At 68.5% G+C, this 21,833-nt stretch carries 22 protein-coding genes; 13 read left to right on the forward strand and 9 right to left on the reverse strand.

Going from position 1 to position 21,833, the window contains the following annotated elements:
* Positions 1–4: 4 nt before the first annotated feature.
* Positions 5–907, reverse strand: coding sequence for a helix-turn-helix domain-containing protein (locus NY1_RS11435; protein ID WP_084534866.1), 903 nt, complete (start codon positions 905–907; stop codon positions 5–7).
* Between the two features lie 163 nt (positions 908–1,070).
* On the opposite strand from NY1_RS11435, the gene NY1_RS11440 reads away from it, so the two are divergent.
* A complete protein-coding gene (locus NY1_RS11440; protein ID WP_067711000.1) occupies positions 1,071–1,400 on the forward strand; it encodes a hypothetical protein in 330 nt (109 codons plus the stop codon).
* Positions 1,401–1,553: 153 nt separating this feature from the next.
* Here NY1_RS11440 and NY1_RS11445 read toward each other — a convergent pair whose 3' ends face one another.
* The 4 genes from NY1_RS11445 to NY1_RS11460 form a co-directional block, all read right to left on the reverse strand.
* On the reverse strand, positions 1,554–2,708 hold the full coding sequence (locus NY1_RS11445; RefSeq protein ID WP_067711001.1) for a serine hydrolase domain-containing protein: 1,155 nt from the start codon (positions 2,706–2,708) through the stop codon (positions 1,554–1,556).
* Between the two features lie 76 nt (positions 2,709–2,784).
* Positions 2,785–4,047, reverse strand: coding sequence for a glycosyltransferase family 4 protein (locus NY1_RS11450; RefSeq protein ID WP_067711003.1), 1,263 nt, complete (start codon positions 4,045–4,047; stop codon positions 2,785–2,787).
* Positions 4,047–5,573, reverse strand: a complete 1,527-nt coding sequence (locus NY1_RS11455; RefSeq protein ID WP_067711005.1) for a 1,4-alpha-glucan branching protein domain-containing protein — start codon at positions 5,571–5,573, stop codon at positions 4,047–4,049. Before NY1_RS11455 ends, NY1_RS11450 begins: the two co-directional genes overlap by 1 nt.
* On the reverse strand, positions 5,570–6,352 hold the full coding sequence (locus tag NY1_RS11460) for a class I SAM-dependent methyltransferase (RefSeq protein WP_067711007.1): 783 nt from the start codon (positions 6,350–6,352) through the stop codon (positions 5,570–5,572). The genes NY1_RS11455 and NY1_RS11460 overlap by 4 nt, the downstream gene beginning before the upstream one ends.
* 191 nt (positions 6,353–6,543) lie before the next feature.
* Between NY1_RS11460 and NY1_RS11465 the strand changes: the two genes are divergently transcribed.
* The 4 genes from NY1_RS11465 (at position 6,544) to NY1_RS11480 (ending at position 9,821) form a co-directional block, all read left to right on the forward strand.
* A complete protein-coding gene (locus NY1_RS11465; protein WP_067711009.1) occupies positions 6,544–7,329 on the forward strand; it encodes an electron transfer flavoprotein subunit beta/FixA family protein in 786 nt (261 codons plus the stop codon).
* 36 nt (positions 7,330–7,365) lie between these two features.
* The gene (locus NY1_RS11470) at positions 7,366–8,325 is read left to right on the forward strand and encodes an electron transfer flavoprotein subunit alpha/FixB family protein (RefSeq protein WP_067711011.1); all 960 of its coding nucleotides are present in this window, start codon (positions 7,366–7,368) and stop codon (positions 8,323–8,325) included.
* Between the two features lie 143 nt (positions 8,326–8,468).
* Entirely contained in the window at positions 8,469–8,870 is a 402-nt protein-coding gene (locus NY1_RS11475; RefSeq protein WP_067711013.1) for a hypothetical protein, read from the forward strand.
* A 9-nt stretch (positions 8,871–8,879) separates the two neighbouring features.
* A complete protein-coding gene (locus NY1_RS11480) occupies positions 8,880–9,821 on the forward strand; it encodes an aminoglycoside phosphotransferase family protein (RefSeq protein WP_067711015.1) in 942 nt (313 codons plus the stop codon).
* 6 nt (positions 9,822–9,827) lie between these two features.
* Here the strand turns inward: NY1_RS11480 and NY1_RS11485 are convergent, their stop codons facing one another.
* Positions 9,828–10,223, reverse strand: coding sequence for a DUF1707 domain-containing protein (locus NY1_RS11485; RefSeq protein WP_067711017.1), 396 nt, complete (start codon positions 10,221–10,223; stop codon positions 9,828–9,830).
* Positions 10,224–10,287: 64 nt separating this feature from the next.
* A complete protein-coding gene (locus tag NY1_RS11490; protein ID WP_067711021.1) occupies positions 10,288–11,145 on the reverse strand; it encodes a LysR family transcriptional regulator in 858 nt (285 codons plus the stop codon).
* A 113-nt stretch (positions 11,146–11,258) separates the two neighbouring features.
* Between NY1_RS11490 and NY1_RS11495 the strand changes: the two genes are divergently transcribed.
* From NY1_RS11495 to NY1_RS11530, 8 genes are all read left to right on the forward strand, one after another.
* Positions 11,259–12,551 carry an NAD(P)/FAD-dependent oxidoreductase gene (locus tag NY1_RS11495; RefSeq protein WP_067711023.1) on the forward strand — a complete coding sequence of 431 codons (1,293 nt, stop codon included), beginning with the start codon at positions 11,259–11,261 and terminating at the stop codon, positions 12,549–12,551.
* A gap of 108 nt (positions 12,552–12,659) precedes the next feature.
* Positions 12,660–13,277 (forward strand): PadR family transcriptional regulator, encoded by a 618-nt coding sequence (locus NY1_RS11500; protein WP_067711025.1) that lies wholly within the window; start codon positions 12,660–12,662, stop codon positions 13,275–13,277.
* A gap of 56 nt (positions 13,278–13,333) precedes the next feature.
* Complete coding sequence (locus tag NY1_RS11505) at positions 13,334–14,356, forward strand: ABC transporter ATP-binding protein (protein WP_084534867.1); 1,023 nt, start codon at positions 13,334–13,336, stop codon at positions 14,354–14,356.
* Positions 14,353–15,111 carry an ABC transporter permease gene (locus NY1_RS11510; protein WP_067711032.1) on the forward strand — a complete coding sequence of 253 codons (759 nt, stop codon included), beginning with the start codon at positions 14,353–14,355 and terminating at the stop codon, positions 15,109–15,111. The genes NY1_RS11505 and NY1_RS11510 overlap by 4 nt, the downstream gene beginning before the upstream one ends.
* A gap of 104 nt (positions 15,112–15,215) precedes the next feature.
* Entirely contained in the window at positions 15,216–15,902 is a 687-nt protein-coding gene (locus tag NY1_RS11515; RefSeq protein WP_067711034.1) for an SDR family NAD(P)-dependent oxidoreductase, read from the forward strand.
* A gap of 124 nt (positions 15,903–16,026) precedes the next feature.
* Complete coding sequence (locus NY1_RS11520) at positions 16,027–17,175, forward strand: S-adenosylmethionine:tRNA ribosyltransferase-isomerase (RefSeq protein ID WP_067711035.1); 1,149 nt, start codon at positions 16,027–16,029, stop codon at positions 17,173–17,175.
* 258 nt (positions 17,176–17,433) lie between these two features.
* Positions 17,434–18,282: a GNAT family N-acetyltransferase gene (locus NY1_RS11525; RefSeq protein WP_067711037.1), complete on the forward strand. Its 849-nt coding sequence runs from the start codon at positions 17,434–17,436 to the stop codon at positions 18,280–18,282.
* 6 nt (positions 18,283–18,288) lie between these two features.
* Positions 18,289–19,239 carry a lysophospholipid acyltransferase family protein gene (locus NY1_RS11530; RefSeq protein WP_233434286.1) on the forward strand — a complete coding sequence of 317 codons (951 nt, stop codon included), beginning with the start codon at positions 18,289–18,291 and terminating at the stop codon, positions 19,237–19,239.
* A gap of 60 nt (positions 19,240–19,299) precedes the next feature.
* Here the strand turns inward: NY1_RS11530 and NY1_RS11535 are convergent, their stop codons facing one another.
* On the reverse strand, positions 19,300–20,751 hold the full coding sequence (locus tag NY1_RS11535; protein WP_067711038.1) for a flavin-containing monooxygenase: 1,452 nt from the start codon (positions 20,749–20,751) through the stop codon (positions 19,300–19,302).
* A gap of 85 nt (positions 20,752–20,836) precedes the next feature.
* Complete coding sequence (locus NY1_RS11540; protein WP_067711039.1) at positions 20,837–21,832, reverse strand: MFS transporter; 996 nt, start codon at positions 21,830–21,832, stop codon at positions 20,837–20,839.
* Between the last annotated feature and the right edge of the window lies 1 nt (position 21,833).

Below are 21,833 nucleotides of genomic sequence, written 5' to 3' on the forward strand. Positions count from 1 at the left end.
GTGCTCAGTTCTGTTCGATGGGCCGGAGCGCGGCGATGAAGCCGGCGGTCCGTTCGGGCGGGGCGGCGCACACGCACAGCCGATCCCAGATGGCATTGAGCCGATCCAGTTCGCCGGTGCGGTCCAGGAATTGCGCGCCGATGGGGTGACGCAGGTGTGCGATATCGCCCAATTCCGGTGCGGCGAAACGCAAGAGGGTGAAAGCGGTCTCGCTGATGGCGGGGCCGCCGACGTGGTCGGGCAGGATCTGCACGGTCACATTGGGCTGCTCGGTGAGCGCGGCGAGATGGTCGAGCTGCGCCTGCTGCACCTCGGGCCCGCCGAGCGGCCGCCGCAGCGCCGCCTCCTCCACCACGAACCACACCCGGGGCGGATCGGCGCGGGTGAGCAGGCGCTGGCGCCGCACCAGCAGTTCCACCCGGCGCTGGATCTCGGCCGCCGGATCGCTGCCCGCGAGCGCGAACGCGGTGTGCGCGTAGGAGGGCGTCCACACCAGCTCGGGCAGCAAACCCGGTGCGTAACAACGGATCAGCGCGGCGGCGTCCTCCAGTGCGAGATAGGTGTCGGGCCGCGCCGTGGTGAGATCCGCGCCGCCCTGCCACTGCCCGACCGCATTGGCGCGCTCGGCCAGCCCCAGGTATTCGGCGCGGGTCTCGGGGTCGTGCACGCCGTAGAGGGTGAGCAGATCATCGATGTCCATGGCCCGGAAACCGACCCGCCCGGCCTCCAGGCGGCTGATCTTGGAATGCGAGGCGCGGATGGCCAGTCCCGCGGTCTCGCCGCTGATTCCGGCCGCTTCCCGCAACCGGCGCAAACGCACCCCGAGGACACGCCGCACCAGGGCCGGATCCGCCGCGCGATCACCCGCGCCGGCGCCACCGCCGGCGACCGCCAGGTTCTCGATCACTTGCCACTCCTGATTCCCCCGCCCTTCGCGTACCAGAGTGTGCCACAACCCATTACGTCGCACCCGCTGAAATCTTGCACGTGCCGATGCACGTGCAGCACGGTATCCTTACCGCGGAGATCAGCGCCACCGGGAGCAGCCCGGATCTCTGTTGGGGGCCGCCATGAACAGTCAGCACACCGCCCGGATCGCCGACCGCGAACGCCGGGACCGGATCGGAATGGCCGAGGTCGTCCTGGCCTACGGCATGGAAACGGTGATGCGCCGCATCGAGCGGCTGCGCATCACCGGAATGCATTACGCCGCAAAGGCTATCGAACACGAACTGGCCGTGCCCGGCGCACCCTCACACACGGCGGAACCGGGCCAGCCAGCCGGGCACGTCGACGGGGCCCGGCCCGACGGGCAGCCGCACCCGAAACTCGGTCTCGGCGAGCGCTTCTGCCACCCAGCCCTCGGCGAAACCCGCACGCAGCTCATCGGCGGTCAATGACGGCACCGCCCGCGCGGGCGTCCACCGGGGCCGTCACCACGGTAGACGGCGTCGAAATCGGTGTTCCCGGGTTGGAATTCGGATTCGGTCACGGCTCCACCACGGCCCTGTCCGGGTGCGGCTCGCAAGGCTAGGGTGTGGCAAACTAACTGGTCAGAGGGCCGCGTAGACGGCTTCGAGGAGTTGGTACGCGCGCCGGTCTCCGGCCAGCCAATCGCGGCGCAGGTTCGGGATGAACGCGAACGCCACCCGATTCTCGATATCCCCGAGGCCGATCGATCCGCCTGCGCCCGGATGCCCGAAAGCGTTGGGGCGGGCGGCTTCCGGGACGATCATGTTGTGGGAGGCCCGGGTGTAGCCGAGGCCGTAGGCGGAGATGTTGCCGAGCACTTCGTCGACGCCGCGTACCCGTTCGCGGATCGCATCATGCAGGATCGGCTCCGGCAGGAGTTTTCCGGCGATGAGGTCGCGGTAGAACGATGCCAGGGCGCGCGGTGTGGCGACCAGTCCGACGGCGGGCCAGCCGCCGGTGACCACCTCCGGCTTGCCGAACGCGGTTCGCGGATTGGTGGCCGAGCGCATGATCAGCGATTCCGGATCGCGGAAGGCCGCGACCATCCGGCCGACGCTGGCGGCGTCGATCGGCGCGGGATCGCCCGTCCACTTCTGCTCTTCGAGGGGCGGAAAGCTCAGTCGCGCAATCTGTTCCAACAGTGCGGCCGGTGCGCCGACATGCAGGTCGGGGGAGAGGTGGCGGCGGGTGTAGTCGCCGACGGACAGGCCGGTGTGCCGCCGCACGATCTCGCCGGTGAGCCAGCCGTAGGTGAGCGCGTGATAGCCGTGCCGGGTGCCGGGCTCCCACAGTGGCGATTGCGCGGCCAGGTATTTCGCCATGAGTTCCGGATCGGCGGCCTCGGCGGCGGTGACGGTGCGATCGATGACCGGCAGGCCCGCGCGGTGTGTGAAGAAATCCGCCGTCGTGGTGGATTCCTTTCCGGCGCAGGCATATTCGGGCCACCAGGACGACACCGGAGCCTCGGCGGAGAGACCCGCGTCGGCCATCACCCGCAGGGCCGCGGTCGCGGTGATCGCCTTGGTGCACGAGAAGGCGACGACGGGCGTCTCACGTTCCCAGGCCCGGCCCGTGTGCGGATCGGCGACACCGCCCCACAGATCCACCACCGGTTCGCCGTCGACGTACACCGCGACGCCCGCGCCCAGATTCTGCCCGTCGGCGAAACTCGCCTCGAACACCTCGCGTACGCCCTGGAACGCCGGATCGACCTGCCCGGACACCTGCCCTGTCACGCCTTGAATTAGAACACGTTCTAATTCAAGGCAAAAGGGTGTCCCGGTGATTCCGAGCGGTCCCGGCGTGTCGGAGTCAGTACGGCTGGTTCGGATCCCGTTCCGGCAGTGGCCGTTCCGCGATCACCGGCCGCCCGATCGGGGTGCGCACCCGGCGCTTGGCGGACTGGTAGACCAGCGCGGTCTCCTGCGCCACCACGTCCCAGGCGAAGTCGGCGGTCAGCCGTTCGCGCGCGGACCAGGCGCGATCCTGCGCGGCGGCGGGATCGTCGAGCACTGCGCAGACCGCTTCGGCCACGCCGCTCACATCGGCCGGTTCGAACGAGCGACCGGTGACGCCGTCGGTGACCAGATCACCGAGACCGCCCGCGTTCGAGGTGACCAGCGGGGTGCCCGCGGCGGCGGCTTCCAGGGCCACGATGCCGAACGGCTCGTACCGGCTGGGCAGCACGATCGCGTCGGCGCTGTGCAGCCAGCCCAGCAGATCGGTGTGATCGAGCCGCCCGACGAAATTCACTGCCCGCGCGACCCGGTGCGCCCGCGCCCGCTCCCGCAGCCAATCGAACTGGGTGCCGATGCCCGCGACGGTCAAAGTCGTTCCGGGATGCGCCTTCCGGATGCGCGGCAGCGCGGCGATGGCGTCCTGGATGCCCTTCTCGTATTCCAGTCGCCCGACGTACAGCAGCCGCGGCGGGCCCGAACGCGGCGCGCGCTCCCGGAACGTCCACGACCCCACGTCGATGCCATTGCGAATCACCGTGATCGGCACCCGCTCCGGGTGATACAGCCGCTCGACCTCGTCCTTCATCGACTCCGAGCAGGTGATGAGCGCATCGGACTCGTGCGCCAGCCACCACTCCACCGAATGCACCTGACGGTTCACCCGCCCGGACACCCAGCCGCTGTGCCGCCCGGCCTCGGTGGCGTGAATGGTGGAAACCAGCGGCACGTCGTAGTACTCGGCCAGCGTGATGGCGGGGTGCGCGACCAGCCAGTCGTGCGCGTGCACCACATCGGGCGCCCAGCCCTCGCCGATGCCCGGCTTGTCCAGGGCGATCCCGGCGCGCACCATGGCGTGCCCCATGGCCAGCGTCCACGCCAGCATGTCCTCGCCGAAGTCGAAGGCCGGCGGGTCCTCGGCGACGGCGACCACGAGCACGCCCTCCTCGATGAAGGAGTGCGTCGGGTGGGTGGTGGCGTCGGTGCCCATGGGCCGGCGCGCCAGCACCACGACCTCGTGCCCGGCGGTGGCGAGTTCGACCGCCAGGTGGTGCACATGGCGGCCCAATCCGCCGACAACGACGGGTGGGTACTCCCACGACACCATCAAAATCTTCATTAGGGTCCTTCTGGGGCAGGGCCGAGCCTGCGCGCGTCGAGCGCGGGGAAGAGTCCGTCGGCCGCGTTCCATCCTGCCGCCAACTGCCGTGCTTTGGCGAGTTGCCCGCTCGTCAAGGCGGCTGCGAGTTCGCGCACGGCGTGCGCGTGTTCATGGGCGCGGTCGCGTGCGTAGCCGGCCGCCGAATCCTTGGAGACCATGAACGCCCAGTCGCTGGAGATGGTCAGGATGGCCTCGCGCAGCAACTGGTCGGCGACCGGATCGCGCAGGCCGTCGGCGTCCACCCGGGCCTTGTCCAGGGTGTCGAGGGTGTGCCGGACGATGTCGGCGTTGAGCTCGACCAGATCGGCCACCTGGTCCCCGGCCCACACCCGCCAGTCCTTGCCCGAACCCCATGAGGAATCGGCCAATTCGACGGGTTCGCCCACGTAGCCGCGGGCCCGGGCATCGGCGAGCGTGCCGACGGTGACGCCGGCTTCGGGCAGCGCGCGCAGCACCTGCTCGAGCCATTGCGGGCCCTCGTGCCACCAGTGGCCGAACAGTTCGGTGTCGAACGCGGCCACCACGAGCGCGGGCCGGCCGATGCGCGCGGACTCGGTGAGGAGCCGTTCCCGCACGGTCGCCACGAAGTCCTCGACATCGCGTGTGACGGCCGCCGCAGCGAGTTCCGGATCGTATGGCGCTTTGTCGGGCCCGGCGACGGTCTTGCCGGTGACCCGCGCGGGCTTGAGCCCGGTGGCGTGATCGTAGTGATGAAAATCACGGTAGTAGGGCTGACCCGGGTAGCCGGATTTGGGTGACCAGACGCGGTAGCTCACCGTGAGATCGCGCCCGAAGGCCACCACGTCCGAGTCCCACACGGGACGGCCGAGGGTGGTGTCGCCGCGCAGGGCGGGACCGTCGGTCATGAAATGCCCGATGCCCGCGGCTTGGTAGTCCTTCTCCATACCGGGTGTGAAACCGCATTCCGGCGCCCAGATGCCGACCGGGGTGTGCCCCCAGCGGTGCTGCGCGTCGGCCAGGCCCTCGCTCAGCTGGTAGGCGCGCAGGCGCTGATCGAGCAGCGGCTGGAACGGATGCGCCAGCGGACCGCCGAGCAATTCGATGGCCTCGGCATCGATCAGCGAACGCCACACCGGCGACGCGCCGTGCATCCAGCGTTCTTCGAAATCGGCCAAAGCTTCGGTGGCGAGCCGGTGTTCGTGCGCGCCGAGGGCGGTATTGCCCGCCATGGAGGCTTCGTCGGCGCGCAGCTTCCAATTGCCCAGCCAGTGATGCATACCGCGCAGCGAATGCGGATCGTCCAGCTGCGCCGCCAGTACCGGCGTGATGCCCAGGCTCAGTAGATGCGAACGACCCTCGGCCGCAAGGGTTCTCAGCACCTTCGCCACGGGCAGGTAGGAGGCCGCCCAGGACTGGTACAGCCATTCCTCACCCACCGGCCAGCGCCCGTGATGGGCCAGCCACGGCAGATGCGAGTGCAGGACCAGCGTGAACTGGCCCGGGACAGCGTCTTTCGGGCTCACGGCTTCACCGCGATGGCGACCAGGTCGAGGCTGGCGTCGATATCGGCGTCCTTGTCGGCCAGCAGCAGGAAGTCCTCGGTGCGCACCGCGGCCACATCGGCGGCCAGGTCGGCGGGCCACGGCTCACCCTTCAGTGCGCGCTCGATCTGCGCGTCGATGATGGACCCGCCCCACTTCTCGTCCAGCGCGACCACGCCCGGGCCGTGGAAGATGCCCGCCATCAGCTCGACCTGGAAACCGGCCTCGACAAGCAGTTCGTCCATCTCGGCGGCATTGAGTTCCCTGGTGTGGAAGGGGTTCAACGGCGTGTCGCGGCCGGGGGAGAAGGTGATCCGGTTGGGCGTGCTGATCAGCAGCTTGCCGCCCGGCTTCAGTACCCGCAGGCATTCGCGCAGGAACTGGGCCTGATCCCAAAGGTGTTCGATGACTTGGAAATTCACCACGATGTCGACGGAGCCGGGCTCCAGCGGCAGGTCCGCGAGATTGCCCTGGATCATCTCGACCCGCGGGTACTTGGCGCGCACGTGCGCGACCGCGCTGTCGTCGTAGTCCAGGCCGATCACCTTGGCGGCGACCCCGGCAATCATGTTGGCGCCGTAGCCTTCTCCGCTGCCGGCCTCCAGTACGACCTTGTCGCGGCACTGCTCGAGCAGTTCGGTGTAGGCGATCTCGTGGCGGCGGAACCAGTAGTTCTCCTCGGGGATGCCGGGCACCGTCCGCTCGCCGGTCAAAGGCAGGGGATCGGCAGGGTTTTCGACTGGTGTCACGGCCTCGCTCATGGCTCCGACGTTAGCGGTTAGCCATATCACAGCGACCACCGGATCAGGCCATGGAGAACATCACACGCTAAGTTACCCACGAGTAACTTAACGTAGGGTAATCTCCCGAACGAGCTACATGTGGACGTACGGCCAACCATCGTGCGACCGCCACACCCAGTGCCACCAGAACAGGAGGTCGACGAAGACCAATGCCGAACATCGTCGTACTGATCAAGCAGGTTCCCGATACCTGGTCCGAGCGCAAGCTGACCAGCGGTGACTACACCCTCGACCGCGAGGCCGCCGACGCCATCCTGGATGAGATCAACGAGCGCGCCGTCGAGGAGGCGCTGTTGATCAAGGAGGCGCAGGGCGGCGAGGTCACCGTGCTGGCCGCCGGTCCGGAGCGTGCCACCGAGGCCATCCGGAAGGCGCTGTCCATGGGCGCCGACAAGGCCATCCACATCAAGGATGACGCCATCCACGGCTCCGATGCCGTGCAGACCGCCTACATCCTGGCCGCCGCTCTCGGCCAGATCGAGGGCGTCGAGCTGGTCATCGCGGGCAACGAGGCCACCGACGGTCGCGCCGGTGCGGTGCCGGCCATCGTGGCCGAGTACCTGGGTCTGCCGCAGCTGACCCACCTGCGCAAGCTCACCGTCGACGGTGAGCGCATCGCCGGCGAGCGGGAGACCGACGAAGGCGTCTTCAAGCTCGAGGCCACCCTCCCGGCCATCGTCTCGGTCACCGAGAAGATCAACGAGCCGCGCTTCCCGTCCTTCAAGGGCATCATGGCCGCCAAGAAGAAGGAAGTTCAGACCTTCACCCTGGCCGACCTGGGCGTGGACCCGGAGACCGTGGGCGTTGCGAACGCCGGCACCCAGGTGACCGGTGTGACCCCGAAGCCGGCGCGCACGGCGGGCGAGAAGATCGTCGACGAGGGCGAGGGCGGCAACCAGATCGCCACCTACCTCGTCGGTCAGAAGATCATCTAAAGCCCCCGAGCCGAACGAACTTCAGGAGAAAGAACAATGGCAGAAGTACTCGTGCTCGTGGAGCACGCCGAAGGTGCCCCCAAGAAGGTCACCACCGAACTCCTCACCGCCGCCCGCTCGCTGGGCACCCCGGCCGCCGTCGTGGTCGCCGCCCCCGGCACCGCCGACAAGCTGGGTGACGCGCTGGCCGCCGCCGGCGCCGAGAAGATCTACGTCGCCGAGTCCGACGACGCCGAGGGCTTCCTGGTGACCCCGAAGGTCGACGTCCTCGCCGGCCTGTCCGAGTCCGCCGCCCCGGCCGCGATCCTGGTCGCCGCCACCGCGGAGGGCAAGGAGGTGTCGGGTCGCCTGGCCGCCCGCATCGGTTCCGGTCTGCTCATCGACGTCATCGCGGTGAACGCCGACGGCTCGGCCCAGCACTCCATCTTCGGTGGCGCGTTCACCGTCGATGCCAAGGCCACCGGCGACGTCCCGGTCATCTCGGTGCGCCCCGGCGCCATCGAGGCCGCCCCGCAGGCCGCGGCCGGCGAGAAGGTCGCCGTCGAGCTGCCCGCCCAGGAAGAGGGCGTCGTCAAGGTCGTCTCCCGTGAGGCGAACGTCGGCGGCGACCGCCCCGAGCTCACCGAGGCCGCCATCGTGGTCTCCGGTGGCCGCGGCGTCGGCTCGGCCGACAACTTCGGCAAGGTCGTCGAGCCGCTGGCCGACGCCCTCGGTGCCGCCGTCGGCGCTTCCCGCGCCGCCGTCGACTCCGGCTACTACCCGGGCCAGTTCCAGGTGGGCCAGACCGGCAAGACGGTCTCCCCCCAGCTGTACATCGCCCTCGGCATCTCCGGCGCCATCCAGCACCGCGCCGGCATGCAGACCTCGAAGACCATCGTGGCCGTCAACAAGGACGAAGAAGCCCCGATCTTCGAGATCAGCGACTACGGCATCGTCGGCGACCTGTTCAACGTCGCCCCGCAGCTGACCGAGGCGGTCAAGGCCCACAAGGGTTAAGAGCCTCGCCGTTGCGGCAGTAGTACATTCGATGACCCCCGGCCGGGAACGGCCGGGGGTCATCGGCGTTTCCGGCAGCATCCGCCACGATCTTGTCCGGGCTCGTGTGTCCGAATTCGGCTACCGCCCTCTAGATTGCCGGTATGCCTTCGAATCCCGACCTGCCGGATGTGGTCGCCGCGTTGCACTGGGACCTCGCCGAATGGCTGGGCTCCGATGCGTTGCCCAAGGTGTTCGACCGGATTTCCGTGGCCCTGGACGAGCAGTTCACGTCGGTGGTGACCACCGGGCAGGCCGTCGATCGGGAGACCTTGCTGGCGGGGTTGTGGTCGGCGCGGAATGCGCAGCCGGGCATGGAGATCGAGGTGTCGGAGATCCAGGAGATCGCGCGGAGCGGGAACCTGATCGTGGTGCGGTTCGCGGCGGAGAACGTGCTGGGGGAGGCGCGGGTGAAGCGGTGGGTGACGGCGGTGATCGTGACCGACGGGCGGACCTATCGATGGCGGACGGTGCACGAGACGAATGCGCCGGAGGCGGCTGGATAGGGTGGTCGCATGCCGAATCTGCTGCCGGAGGATGTCGCCGAGAATATTGCCGAGGTGTTCGAGGAGCGGGGACGGCGGTGGCTGGCGGAGCTGCCGGGGGTGATCGAAGAGCGGTGCGGGGCTTGGGGGTTGCGGGTCATCGGTAAGGCGTTCGGGGGTGGGACGCATTCGTTCGTGGCGCCGGTGGAGCGGGCCGATGGGTCGGTCGCGGTGCTGAAGGTTCCGGTGGTGGATCCGGAGAATCTGGGGGAAGCGGCGGCGTTGCACTGTTACGGCGGGGACGGTGCGGTGCGGTTGTTCGAGTTCGATGCCGAGAGCCACGCCATGCTGCTGGAGTGGGCGCGGCCGGGGACGGAATTGCTGTATCAGCCGGGGTTTCCGAGTCTGGAGGGGCGGGCGGAGCACATCGGGAAGGTCGAGCAGGCCTGTGTGCTGTACCGGCGGCTGCGGCGGGAGCCCGGGACGCTGCCGGACGGATTGCCGCCGCTGCCGCCCGCCGCGGGGATGGTGGCGGAATGGGTGGAGATGTTCACCGAACCGGAAGCCGTTGTGGCCGAGCATCTTCCGGAGCGATTGCGCGAGCGGGCGCTGGAGCGCTGCGCGGAACTGGCGGTGCCGGACGGACCGCTGCTGGTGGTGAACCGGGACACCCATCTGGGCAATATCGTTGCGGCGGAGCGGGAACCGTGGCTGCTCATCGACCCGAAGGGGTATCTGGGCGAGGCGGCGTTCGACGCGGGATTCCTGGTGATGATCCAGGTGCAGAGCGCCCCGGAGCCGGAACACGCACGCGCCGTGGTCGAGCGCACGGCCGCCGCGCTCGGGGTCGCCGCGGACCGGGCGCGCGCCTGGGCCTTCATGCGCGCCATGGAAGAGGTCGTGTGGGCGGTGGAAGACGAAGAGCCGGAGGATCTCCGGCTCCATCTGGCGGTGGCGGCGGCGCTGGCCTAGCCCCGGTTATTTGTCGCGGTTGACGACGATGCCGATGGTCGTGGGGATGAGAAGCGCCAGGCCCCACGGCACTTCGACCCAGAACGGCCAGAAGTAGCCCGCGCCGGTGGCCAGATAGATGGCCAGCACCAGCAGGTTCACGAACACCCACGGGATCCACATGATGATCACCCAGGTGGGAATGCCGCCCTTCTTCGCGGGCGCCCCGGGGCGCGAATTGCGTTGCGCGGGCAGGTCGGACAGCACCGGCACCAGTTCGCCGTAGGTCTTGGCCGCGTACACCTGCTGCAGGCGCTCGTCGAATTCGTGCAGGCTGATCCTGCCCTCGTCCATGGCCGTCCGCAGTTTGGTGATGATCTGCTCGCGGTCGGCATCGGAGGCCCGCATGTTCTCCTGGCTCACGAGTGTCAGCGTAGGTCCCGCACCGCAGCCGCGCTGCCCCAATTGTCCGGTCCGCGGGGTGAAGCTAGGAGCAGTGCAGGGCCGCCAGGAGGGTGTCGAGGATGGGGGAGCGGCGGGCGTCGGCGCGCAGCACCGCGGAAACGGGGACGCGCAGCGGGTTTCCGGCCAGGTGCAGGGTGGCGATGCCCTCGGTCTGACTGTCGGCGTAGAGGATGGTCCACGCGTCGGGCCGGTTGATCAGCTCCATGGTCGCGGTGTGGTCCAGGGGAATCGGCGGCCCGAAGGAAGGACCGGTCGGCAGATCCGCGAACGCGGCCCGCACCACGTTGTGCAACAGCACCTGATCCGACTCCGGCGGCAGCAGCAGCGGGTACGCGCTCAGCTCCGACAGCGTCACATTCTCGCGCCCGGCGAGCGGATGCGCGGTGGAGGTGGCGATGACCAAGTCCTCCACCCAGAGCTTCTCCACCACCAGCCCGGGCTGATCCACGCTGCCCCGGATGAGAGCAAGATCACAGTCACCGTCCGCCACCGCCTGTATGCGCTGGCGGAAGGGCTTGATGACGAATTCGATCTCCGCGCCGGGATGCGCCTCGCGTGCTCCGGCGATGGCCGAGAGCGATCTTGTTGCGAAGCTCATATTGGCTGCCAGGCGAATCCGTGGTCCGGAAGCCCGTACAGCTGCGCGAATGGCCGATTCCAGGCTCAGCATTTGCTTCGCAAGCGGAAGTAGCCGGGTGGTCGCGTCGGTGGGTACGACCGAGCGGGTGGAGCGCTCGAAGAGGGGTATCCCCAAGTCGCGTTCGAGTCTGGCGATCTGATGACTGATCGCCGATTGCGATATGTAGCAGCGATTGGCGGCACGGCTGAAGCTGAGCTCCTCGCAGACCGCTACGAAGTAGGCCAGTTGGCGCAGCTCCACGGCACCTCTCCCATTCATGATCAAGCTAGATAAGAGTCATCTTGATTATGCGCCCTGACCCCTGGAACATTCGCGTTCCGAATCACGGTTAGTCATGACAGAAGGGAGCTGTCATGCAACACGTGGATGCGGGAATCGAAACCGCAGAGGTCGTCATCGTAGGTTCGGGCTTCGGCGGGCTCGCTGCCGCGAAGCAATTGAACAAGTCGGGGGTCGGCTATGTCCTGATCTCCGCCACCCCCGAGCATCTTTTCCAGCCCCTGCTGTATCAAGTAGCGACGGGTGTGCTGGCCTCCCACGAGATCGCCCCTTCCATCGCCGATATCGTCAAGCATCACGAGCACGGCGAGGCCCGCGTCGGCAAGGCCGTCGCCCTCGACGCGGAGAACGCGGTACTGACCTACGAGACCCCCGAGGGGCTCCGCAAGATCCGCTACGGCTCGCTCATCGCCGCCACCGGCGCCAGCCAGTCCTATTTCGGGCGTGACGATTTCGCGGACAAGACCTATTCGCTCAAGACCATCGACGACGCCAGACGACTACGCGCGCAGATCGATCGAGTCTTCACCGAGGCCAAGACCGCCGACCCGGAAACCCGGCGTCGGCTTTTGAGTTTCGTCGTGGTGGGCGCGGGCGCGACCGGCGTCGAGGTGGCGGGCCAGCTCAAGGAACTCGCCAAGCGCCACTACCACCTGGAGGACACCGTCACCCTGGTCGAGGGCGCGGGCGTGGTGCTGCCCCCGTTCGGCGGCGGGCTGTCGGAGTACGCGAAGCGCTCGCTGGAGAAGAGCGGCGTGGAGGTGCTGGTCGACACCTTCGTCACCGATATCGAGGCCGGCAAGGTCACCGTCAAGAGCAAGGACGGCGTGGAGCGCGGCGTCGCCGCCGAGACCGTGGTGTGGTCGGCGGGCGTGCAGGCCGGCGGTTTCGCCGAGATCCTGGCCGAGGCCACCGGCTGCGAAACCGACCGTGCCGGACGGCTGCTCATCAATCCGGACTGCACCGTGGGCGGGCACGCCGACATCTACGCCATCGGCGATATGACCTCGCTCAAGGGCTACCCGGGCCAGTCGCCGGTGGCCATGCAGGAGGGCCGCCACGTCGCCGACATCATTCGCGGCAAGAAGCGGGCGGCCACCGAATTCGAGTACTGGGACAAGGGTTCCATGGCGGTGATCAGCCGGTTCGCCGCGGTCACCAAGCTGACCGAGAAGGTCACCTTCCGCGGCACCATCGCCTGGTTCATCTGGCTGGCCGTCCACCTGTTCTACCTGGTGGGCTTCCGTAATCGCTTCGCCGCCGTCTTCTCCTGGCTGATCGCCTTCATCGGCACCGGCCGCCCCGGCTTCGACGAGGTCGAAAAGACCACGCAGCCCAAGGCTCTCGCGCAACAGCGCGCGGCCTGACCGCTGCTTCCTCCGAGCCGCCCGGTGTCCTCTCCGGGCGGCTCGTGTGTTTTCCGGGCCCGGCGCACCCCTGCCGGATTCGCCCCGGCCGCCGCGTAGCCTGCGAATATGGCTGTTCCTACAACGCGATTGCTGGTGCTGGCGGTGGTGCGACTGCTGCAACCGGTGCACGGGTACGACGTCCGCCGCGAACTGCTGTCGTGGCATGCCGAGGACTGGGCGAACATCAAGCCCGGTTCGGTGTACGGGGCCTTGAACACCTTGCAGCGCGATGGCCTGATCAGCGCCGAGGGCACCGAGCGGGACGGGGCGCGGCCTGAGCGCGTCACCTATCGGCTGACCGCGGAGGGGGAGAAGGAATTCGGGGAGATGCTGCGAACGGCGCTGTTCTCGGCCGAGCAGGTCAAGCATCCGTATGTGGTTCCGGTGGCGCTGTTTCCGTCCGCGCCGAAGGCGGATGTGGTGGCCGCGCTGCGGGCGCGGCTGCTGAAGTTCGAGGCGGATCTGCTGTTCCTGGAGCGCGAGCAGGAGCGGATTCTGGCGGGCAGCGGCGATCCCGCGGAGATCGAACCGCATCACGTGGCCGATGCCATGCGGCTGCAGGCCGACCATCTGCGGGCGGATCTGGAGTGGACGCGCCGGACCCTGGGACGCATCGAAGCGGGGGAATTGGACGTGTGGTCGGGGACCATGGGCAGCTCGGTGGTGCCGCCGCCGGTTCGGTAATCAAGTTTTAATAGTCAAGCTTGACTATTTGAAAAGTCGTTTCTACCGTAAGTGAGGTGGAAACGACTTCAGTCGTGCGCGATCAGCCCACCGATCCGGTCATCCGGGTTCGCGGACTCGCGCGTACGTTCACCGCCAAAACCGGTGCCGTGCAAGCGGTTACCGGTATCGACTTCGACGTTCACTACGGTGAGATCATCGGTCTGCTCGGGCCCAACGGCGCGGGCAAGACCACCACCCTGCGGATGATCTCGACCCTGCTGCAACCCACCGCGGGGGAAGCCACCGTCGTCGGTGCGGACCTGCGCACCCAGGCTCGGACGGTGCGCTCGCGCATCGGTTACGTTCCGCAGGGCGGATCGACCAACGAACTGGAGCTGGTCGAGGACGAATTGATTTTGCAGGCACGGCTTTTCGGTCTGTCGAAGGCCGATGCCACGGCGAGTTCGGGGGAACTGCTCGAGGCGCTCGAACTCGACGGCCTGGAGCGCCGCAAGTGCGGGCAGCTCTCCGGTGGTCAGCGCCGGCGCGTCGATATCGCGCTCGGGCTGGTGCACCGGCCGACGCTCATCTATTTGGACGAGCCGACCACCGGACTCGATCCGCAGAGCCGCGCCAACCTGTGGGAGCACATCCGGCGGCTGCGCGACGAGGGCACGACCGTCGTGCTGACCACGCACTATCTCGAGGAAGCCGACGCGCTGTGCGATCGCATCCTGGTGATGGATCACGGCGGCATCGTGGCCACCGGCTCGCCGGACGAGCTGAAACGGCGCATCTCCGGCGATGTGATCAGCCTCGAAATCGAGGCCAGCAGTGCGGATCTCGCCATGGACGTGGCGTCGGAGGTGCTCGAGGTGCGGCAGCGGCTGCGCACCGAAGGGCACGAGAACGGCCATGCCGGAAAGGCGCTCGTGCATCTGACCGTGGAACACGGTGACGCCGCGGTGGTTCCGCTGCTGGCCGCTCTCGGCGAGCGCGGTATCCGGCCGGGCGCGCTCACCGTCAAACGTCCCAGCCTCGACGACGTGTTCCTCACGCTCACGGGGCGTTCGCTCCGGGAAGGAGACCGGTCATGACTTTCCTGCGGGAAACCGGGCTGATCTATTGGGCGCAGCTGCGCGCCAACCTGCGCAATCCGGTCTGGGTGATCATCGGCTTGATGCAGCCGATCCTGTACCTGGTGTTGTTCGGCCCCTTGGTCAAGGGCATCTCCCCGGCGCTGGGCTCGGGCGACTCCTACAAGATCCTCACGCCGGCGCTGGTCATCCAGATCGCCCTGTTCGGTTCGCTGTTCGCCGGTTTCGCCATCGTCTCCGAAGCGCGGGCGGGCGTCATCGAACGTCAGCGCGTCACGCCCGCTTCCCGGGGCGCGCTGCTGCTGGGCCGGGTGCTCAAGGACATGACCCTGCTCGTGGTGCAGGCGCTGGTGCTGGTCGGCGTGGCCATGGCGGCCTTCGGATTACGCCCGGATCCCCTGGGCCTGGTGCTCGCGGTCCTGCTCATCTCGGTGATGGCGGCCGGACTGGCTTCGGCGTCCTATGCGCTGGGCCTGTGGGCGAAAGAGGAAGGCACCCTGGCCTCGGTGCTGAACTCGGTATCCGTGCCGGTCATGCTGCTGTCCGGCATCCTGCTGCCGATGACGGTCGGGCCGGCCTGGTTGCAGAACATCGCCAAGGCGAACCCGCTCTCGCACACCGTGGATGCGGCCCGGGCCTTCTTCCGTGGCGAGTTCAGCGGTTCGGACGTGTACGTGGGTACCGCCGTCACGCTGGCGCTGGCGCTGGTCCTGATGGTGATCGGAGCGCGCGGGTTCGCCCGCGAGAACGCGTGAGCACGGGGCGAATCGCCCCGCCGTGGGGTCGGGGCGATTCGCTCTGGGCGGAACCGCCGCGAATCGCTTGACCTGAAGTGAGGTTCAGGTTTCACGCTGGGAACATGACAGCGAACAGCAGAGCCCTGATCACCGGGGCATCAGCCGGTTTCGGCCGGGCGCTCGCCCTCGCGCTGGCGGCCCGCGGCTGGGATTTGATCATCACCGCCCGCGGCGGCGAGCGCCTGGAACAGGTACGCGCCGACACCGGCGCGACCGCCCTGACCGGAGACATCGCAGACCCCGGGCATCGCGCCGAACTCGCCCGCATAGCCGGCACCGGCCGCCTGGACCTCGTGGTCAACAACGCCAGCGCTCTCGGCCCGAGCCCGCTGCCCCCGCTGGAGCGGTATCCCCTCGCCGACCTGGTAACCGTCCTCGAGACGAATGTCGTTGCACCACTGGCGGTATTGCAAGCCACCCTCCCCACCCTCCGAGCCACCGGCGGCACCGTCGTGAACATCAGCTCCGACGCCGCCCTCGGCGCCTACGAAGGCTGGGGCGGCTACGGCGCATCCAAAGCCGCACTCGATCAGCTCACCAATGTGCTGGCCGCCGAACAACCACACCTCCGCATCTACGCCTTCGACCCCGGCGACATGCGCACCGAAATGCACCAGGCAGCCTTCCCCGGCGAAGACATCTCCGACCGCCCGGACCCGGAAACCGTCGTCCCCGCCCTCCTCCACCTCCTCGAAACCCGCCCGCCCAGCGGCAGATACATTGCCTCGGCACTCGGAGTGACGTCATGACAGCGCATCGGCGACGTCGAGGCTCTGCGCTGCCCTTGGCATTCCGGGCTGCCCGGCCGTTCGAAACGCACGTGCCGATGAATTACGAGGCGCCGCCGATGGCCGTCACCGGAACGGCGGCGTGATGACGATCGAACTCGAGCGAATCGAATTCACGCTGCCGGAGGAGTTGTCGGCGACCCGTCCGCCGGAGGCACGCGGGCTGGCGCGCGACGAGGTGCGAATGCTGGTGTGCGACGGCGGGACCGTGACACACGCCCGGTTTCGCGAATTGCCGGCCTACCTACGCCCCGGCGACCTGGTGGTGGTCAACAACTCCGCCATGCTCTCGGCCGCCGTCGACGCGCGCTACCGCGACCGGCCCGCCGTCCTGCACTTCTCGACCCGCCTGGACAGCGGCGAGTGGGTGGTCGAAATACGTGACCCCGGAGGAACGCCGTGGGCCGGCCCGGCACCGGAACACGATGCCACGGTGGAGCTTCCGGACGGCGTCCGCGCGCAGCTGCGCAACCCGTGGCTGTCTCGCTCGAACCGCCTCTGGGTCGCGAACATCGAACCGCCGCGCCCCTCGAACCCGCCGCCGTCGCCTGCGCGCCCCGCGGGCGGGGCGATGACCAGCGGTGGTGGCGGCCGGTGGGGCATCGGTGCGGCCGCGCCTGATTCGGTGGTGGCGGAGCTGCTTGTTCGGCACGGGCGGCCCATTACGTATTCCTATGTGCCCGAGCGCTGGTCGGCCTCGTACTACCGCACTGTTTTCGGTTTGCGGCCGGGCAGTGCGGAGATGCCCAGTGCGGGGCGGCCTTTCACCGAGGCGCTGGTTACCGAGTTGGTGGCGGGTGGGGTGGGGTTGGCGCCGATCACGTTGCATACCGGGGTGTCGTCGCCGGAGGCGGGGGAGCCGCCGAGTCCGGAGCGGTTCGAGGTGCCGGAGATGACGGCGCGGCTGGTGAATGCGACCCATGCGGCCGGTGGGCGGGTGGTGGCGGTGGGGACGACGGTGACCCGGGCGCTCGAATCCGCCACCGATGCAGACGGATCGGTGCGGGCGGCAGCGGGCTGGACGGATCTGGTGTTGGACGGCTGCCGCCCGGCGCGCGCGGTGGACGGGCTCATTACCGGGTGGCATGCGCCGGGGGCTTCGCATCTGCATCTGCTGGAATCGGTGGCGGGGGCGGGGACCGTGCGGGCCGCGGACCGGGCGGCGCTCGACTCCGGTTATCTCTGGCACGAATTCGGGGATACGGCGTTGTTGTTCCGTGCGGGTTCGCGGTGACAAGCCCTATGGACAACCCCCGCGTCGACGGCTCGCGGGGCGTGTTCTAGGCTGACTTTTTCCACTCCGCCGGGGCGGCGAGGGCACTCGCGCGAGGCCCCGGTACCCAGACGGGATACGAGCGTTTGTCCTGGTAGGGAACGTTTGGGGGCGCTCGGATGAACTCCGGGTGCGGTCCAGATCGCGTTCACCGGACTGGCATCGAGTGGCAATCTGGCGGTTGCGCCGAGGCAGTCTGCGGCTGGCTTGATCATCGTTATGACCACCACGGCAGTGTCGAGTGCAAACCTGCTCGCCCCCGCGTCATATGTCGCCCCGGAACCGCCCCGCACCACCGGGAAGTCCCAGTACTCCCTGGTCGTCTCGTCCGATGCCGAGCATCGCGAGGCGGCGCAGCGCCTGCGCTACCAGGTGTTCGCCAATGAGCCCGGCTTCAACATTCCGGCGAACGAAGCCGGTCTGGATGCCGACCGTTTCGACGACCACTGCGATCACCTGCTGGTGCGCGACGAGCTCACCGAACAGTTCGTCGGCTGCTACCGGATGCTGCCGCCGGACAAGGTGGCCGCCGCGGGCGGCTACTACACCGCCACCGAATTCGACCTGGCGGGAATGGATCCCACCGGCAACCGGATCGTGGAGATGGGCCGGGCGTGCGTGGTCCCCGAGCACCGCAACGGCTCGGTGCTGACCCTCATGTGGGCCGGCATCCTGCACTACATCCAGCTCACCGGCTACGAGTGGGTGATGGGCTGCGTGTCCGTGCCCATGCGGATGACGCCCGCCGACGCCCCCGGTGTGAACGTGCGCGGCGTGCGCGACCTGCTGCTGTCCAAGCACGCTCTGGACGCGGAACGCCATGTGCGCCCGTACAACCCGGTGGTGGTGGAGGGGCGCACGCTCGACGAGCTGGAGTTCTCCGGCCGCCCGAAGCTGCCCCCGCTGCTCAACGGCTACCTGCGCCTGGGCGCCGAGATCTGCGGCGAACCCGCCCACGACCCGGACTTCGCGGTCGCGGATTTCGTTGCGCTGCTCGGCCTTTCGACCATCAATACCCGTTACCTGGAGCGCCTGCAGGGCGCTGCCGCCACCATGGACGCCCGGTGATGAATCATGATGCCCGCCTTCCTCTCCCCGGACGCGGTCGCGCTGCCGTGTCCCCCCGCCGCGACTAGCGCCCACGCCTGGATGCCCGCGAGCCCCTGCGGCTCGTCGTGCGTCGATGTCCCCGCCGAGGCCGGCGCGCTGCGGGTGACCGCCCGCGTGCTGGGCGTGGCCGGGGTCCTGCTCAGTTTCCCGTTCGCCCGCCTGGCCACCCCGAGCCGCTACCGCGCCGCCATGAACCGCCGCTACGCCCGGAACTTCCTGGGCTGCTTGGGCATCGGCGTCCGGATCATCGACGAGCGCGGCCCGGAGCCGGTCGCGGGCGGTGTCCTGGTGGCGGCCCGCCATGTCGGCTGGACCGATGTGGTCGCCCTCTCCGCCTTCGAATCGATGGGTTTCGTGGCCCGCGCCGACCTGGTCGACTGGCCGATGCTCGGCAATGTCGCCAAGGCCGTGCGGGTCATCCCGATCGATCGCGAACGCCTGCGCACCCTCCCGGACGTCATCGCGAACATGACCGCCCGCCTGACCGCCGGCGAGCGCATCGCCTTCTTCCCCGAGGGCACCACCTGGTGCGGCCGCGCGCACGGCAGCCTGCGGCCCGCCCTGTTCCAGGCGTCCATCGACACCGGCGTTCCGGTGCAGCCCATCCGCATCCGCTATGTGGACCGGCACGGCGAACTGTCCACCGTGCCCGGCTTCGTGGGCACCGATTCCATGGCCGATTCCATCCGCCGCATTCTCGGTTCGCGCGGCGTCACGGCCGAAATCACCTTGCTGCCACTGGAATTCCCGGCCGGTGGCCGCCACGAACTGGCCCGGCGCTGCCGGCGCGCCCTCGACGGCGATCGCATGGACCGCGCCTTCACCGATGTCATCGACGGCGCGGACCAGGTCGAGGCCATCGGCTCCGGCGCGGTCCGGCACGCCACCGCCGTACAGCACCCGGTGCACGCCTGAATCCACCTGAAAAACGTTGTGCCCGGCCCTGATCCAGGGCCGGGTACAACCGTGCGCGCGCTACCGGCGGCTGAGCCGGAAGTCCGCGTCGTCCGGCGCGGCGAGCATCTCCTCCATGGTGCGCCGGTCGAACGGCAGCAGGTCGATAGTGCCGCCGTCGGTGAAGTACCAGGAATTGCAGCCGGTATTCCACACCGTCGGCCCCAGCGCCTCGGCGACCTCCGCCCCGAAGCGATCGGTGGCCGCCTCGGTGACCTCGACCGTATCGAATTCGCCGGCGCTCCAACGCTTGATCCATGCCGTGATGTACCGCGCGGTGACTTCGGCGGCGTGGTGCAGCGGAATGGATCCGGTGGGGGAGTTGGGCCCGAGCACCGTGAAGAAGTTCGGGAACCCCGGAATCGCCGTCATGCGGTAGGCGCGCGGCCCCTTCGCCCAGGCGTCGTCGATCGAAATCCCTTCGCGCCCGGTCAGATTCATCGGCCGCATGTAATCGTGCGCCCGGAATCCGGTGGCGAACACGATCAGGTCCACCGGATGCTCACGCCCGTCGGCGGTGCGGATGCCGGTCGGGGTGACTGCCTCGATCCGGGTGTTCACCAGTTCGGCATTGCGAGCCCGCAGCGCGCGATAGTAGGTGCCCGACAACACCTGTCGCTTGCACAGCGGCTGATAGTCGGGCGTCAGCTGTTCCCGTAGCTCCGAATCGAGCACCTGCGCCCGCAAGCTCAGCTTGGCGTACTCCTGCACCACGCGCCGCCGCCAGCTGGGCCGGGTGACCACATCGGTGAACAGTTTCGCGCCGGTCATACCCGCCCGATAGAGCGCCTGATTGACCATGGGCAGCCGATCCAGCACCGCGCCCACGACCGCCGGCTGCGGCAATTGCATGGGCGCCCAGATCACCCACTGCGGGCTGCGCACGAAATGCGTGAGATGCTCGGCCTTGCGCTGCAATGCCGAAACCACCTGCACGCCCGTCGATCCGGTGCCGATGACCGCGATGCGCCGGCCCTCGGTGCGCAGCGATTCGTCCCAGCGCGCGGTGTGCACGATATCGCCGGTGAACTCCTCCAGCCCCGGAATCTCCGGCCACGCCGGATGATGCAGCACGCCGGTGGCCGCGATGACGAAGTCCGCCGCGTGCACCTCCCCGGCGGCGGTCTCCACCTCCCAGCCCGCCCCGGTGAATTCCGTCCGCACCACTTCGGAATTCACCCGCACGTGCGGCCGCAATTCGAACCGATCCACCACGTCGGACAGATATTCCTGGATCTCCGCGCCGGGCGCGAACACATGCGACCAATCCGGCTTGGGCGCGAACCCGAACTGATACAACTGCGAGGGCACATCGCAGGTCAGTCCGGGGTAGCGGTTCCAATGCCACACCCCGCCCACATCGGATCCCTTCTCCAGGATCACGAAATCGTGGAATCCGTTGCGCTGCAAGGTGACCGCGCTCGCGATGCCGGACACCCCGGCGCCGATGATCACGATACGCGGACTGCGCATGCCTGACCTCCTCGTCAGATACCGTCGGTATTTGAATGCTGACGGTATTGCCGAGGTCGCGGTCTGTCAATGCCGCGAGCGGCGGTCAACCCACCGGTGACGTGCCCTTGGCCGGCAATTCGCGGCCGACCTTCAAGGTATAGAGGAGCGCCGCGGCCGCGGTGAGGGCGAGCAGCAGATAGCCGACCGTGTAGTCGCCGCGCGAGCTGTAGACCAGGCCCATGACCAGCGGCGGGAAATAGCCGCCGAGCCCGCCCGCCACGCCGACCAGACCGGTCACGGTGCCCACCTGGGCCGGATCCACCAGCTCGGCGATGAGCGCGAACACGCCGCCGGTGCCCAGGCCGAGGAAGAAGGCCATCACGATCAGGCTGAGGCCGGCCGGGATCTCCGGGGGCGGTTCGAAACCGAGCACCACGGCCATGACGGCGGTGCCGGCGAACGCCACCGCGTACAGCAGCGCGCCCTGCCAGGTCGCCTTGAGCCGCAAGGCATCCCGGATGCGCGGCAGCGCCGGTTCGGTGGCGGGCCGCCAGCCGGGGGCATTGCGGGCGAACGCGAGCATGACGACGCCCATGTTCGCCAGCGCCACCGCCATCAGGATGTGGGTCTGCGCCCGGCCCAGGTGGTCGACCAGGCGCGGGGTGAGCAGGGCCGAGAGCGCGGTGCCGCCCATGCCCGCGCCGAAGACGCCGGTGGCGAAGCCGCGCCGGGCGGGCTCGTACCAGCCGTTCACGAACGGGATGCCGACCGCGAACGAGGTGCCCGCGATGCCGAGGAAGAAGCCCCAGAGGATCAGCGCCCCATAGGAATCGGACCAGCCGACCAGCAAGGTGGGGACGATCGACAGGAAGCAGATGATCGCGAACATGAGCCGCCCGCCGAACTTGTCGGTGAGCACGCCGGCGGGGATGCGGCCGAGCGAGCCGACCAGGACCGGGGTGGCGACCAGCAGGGAGGTCTGCCCGGGGGAGAGTCCCAGATCCTTGGTGTAACTGCTTGATAGCGGACCTATCAGATTCCAGGCCCAGAAGGTGAGCGCGAAGGCTGCGGTAGCGAGCGTCAAGTTTCTCGCGTTCATG

Source organism: Nocardia yamanashiensis NBRC 100130, from assembly GCF_001613325.1.
Lineage (GTDB): Bacteria > Actinomycetota > Actinomycetes > Mycobacteriales > Mycobacteriaceae > Nocardia > Nocardia yamanashiensis.

Bases quoted from the DNA above. Each gene is read 5' to 3' on its own strand.
- NY1_RS11440 (WP_067711000.1), top strand. From the start codon at position 1,071: ATGAACAGTCAGCACACCGCCCGGATCGCCGACCGCGAACGCCGGGAC.
- NY1_RS11450 (WP_067711003.1), bottom strand. From the start codon at position 4,047: ATGAAGATTTTGATGGTGTCGTGGGAGTACCCACCCGTCGTTGTCGGC.
- NY1_RS11460 (WP_067711007.1), bottom strand. From the start codon at position 6,352: ATGAGCGAGGCCGTGACACCAGTCGAAAACCCTGCCGATCCCCTGCCT.
- NY1_RS11465 (WP_067711009.1), top strand. From the start codon at position 6,544: ATGCCGAACATCGTCGTACTGATCAAGCAGGTTCCCGATACCTGGTCC.
- NY1_RS11470 (WP_067711011.1), top strand. From the start codon at position 7,366: ATGGCAGAAGTACTCGTGCTCGTGGAGCACGCCGAAGGTGCCCCCAAG.
- NY1_RS11475 (WP_067711013.1), top strand. From the start codon at position 8,469: ATGCCTTCGAATCCCGACCTGCCGGATGTGGTCGCCGCGTTGCACTGG.
- NY1_RS11480 (WP_067711015.1), top strand. From the start codon at position 8,880: ATGCCGAATCTGCTGCCGGAGGATGTCGCCGAGAATATTGCCGAGGTG.
- NY1_RS11495 (WP_067711023.1), top strand. From the start codon at position 11,259: ATGCAACACGTGGATGCGGGAATCGAAACCGCAGAGGTCGTCATCGTA.
- NY1_RS11500 (WP_067711025.1), top strand. From the start codon at position 12,660: ATGGCTGTTCCTACAACGCGATTGCTGGTGCTGGCGGTGGTGCGACTG.
- NY1_RS11510 (WP_067711032.1), top strand. From the start codon at position 14,353: ATGACTTTCCTGCGGGAAACCGGGCTGATCTATTGGGCGCAGCTGCGC.
- NY1_RS11515 (WP_067711034.1), top strand. From the start codon at position 15,216: ATGACAGCGAACAGCAGAGCCCTGATCACCGGGGCATCAGCCGGTTTC.
- NY1_RS11520 (WP_067711035.1), top strand. From the start codon at position 16,027: ATGACGATCGAACTCGAGCGAATCGAATTCACGCTGCCGGAGGAGTTG.
- NY1_RS11525 (WP_067711037.1), top strand. From the start codon at position 17,434: ATGACCACCACGGCAGTGTCGAGTGCAAACCTGCTCGCCCCCGCGTCA.
- NY1_RS11530 (WP_233434286.1), top strand. From the start codon at position 18,289: ATGATGCCCGCCTTCCTCTCCCCGGACGCGGTCGCGCTGCCGTGTCCC.
- NY1_RS11535 (WP_067711038.1), bottom strand. From the start codon at position 20,751: ATGCGCAGTCCGCGTATCGTGATCATCGGCGCCGGGGTGTCCGGCATC.
- NY1_RS11540 (WP_067711039.1), bottom strand. From the start codon at position 21,832: ATGAACGCGAGAAACTTGACGCTCGCTACCGCAGCCTTCGCGCTCACC.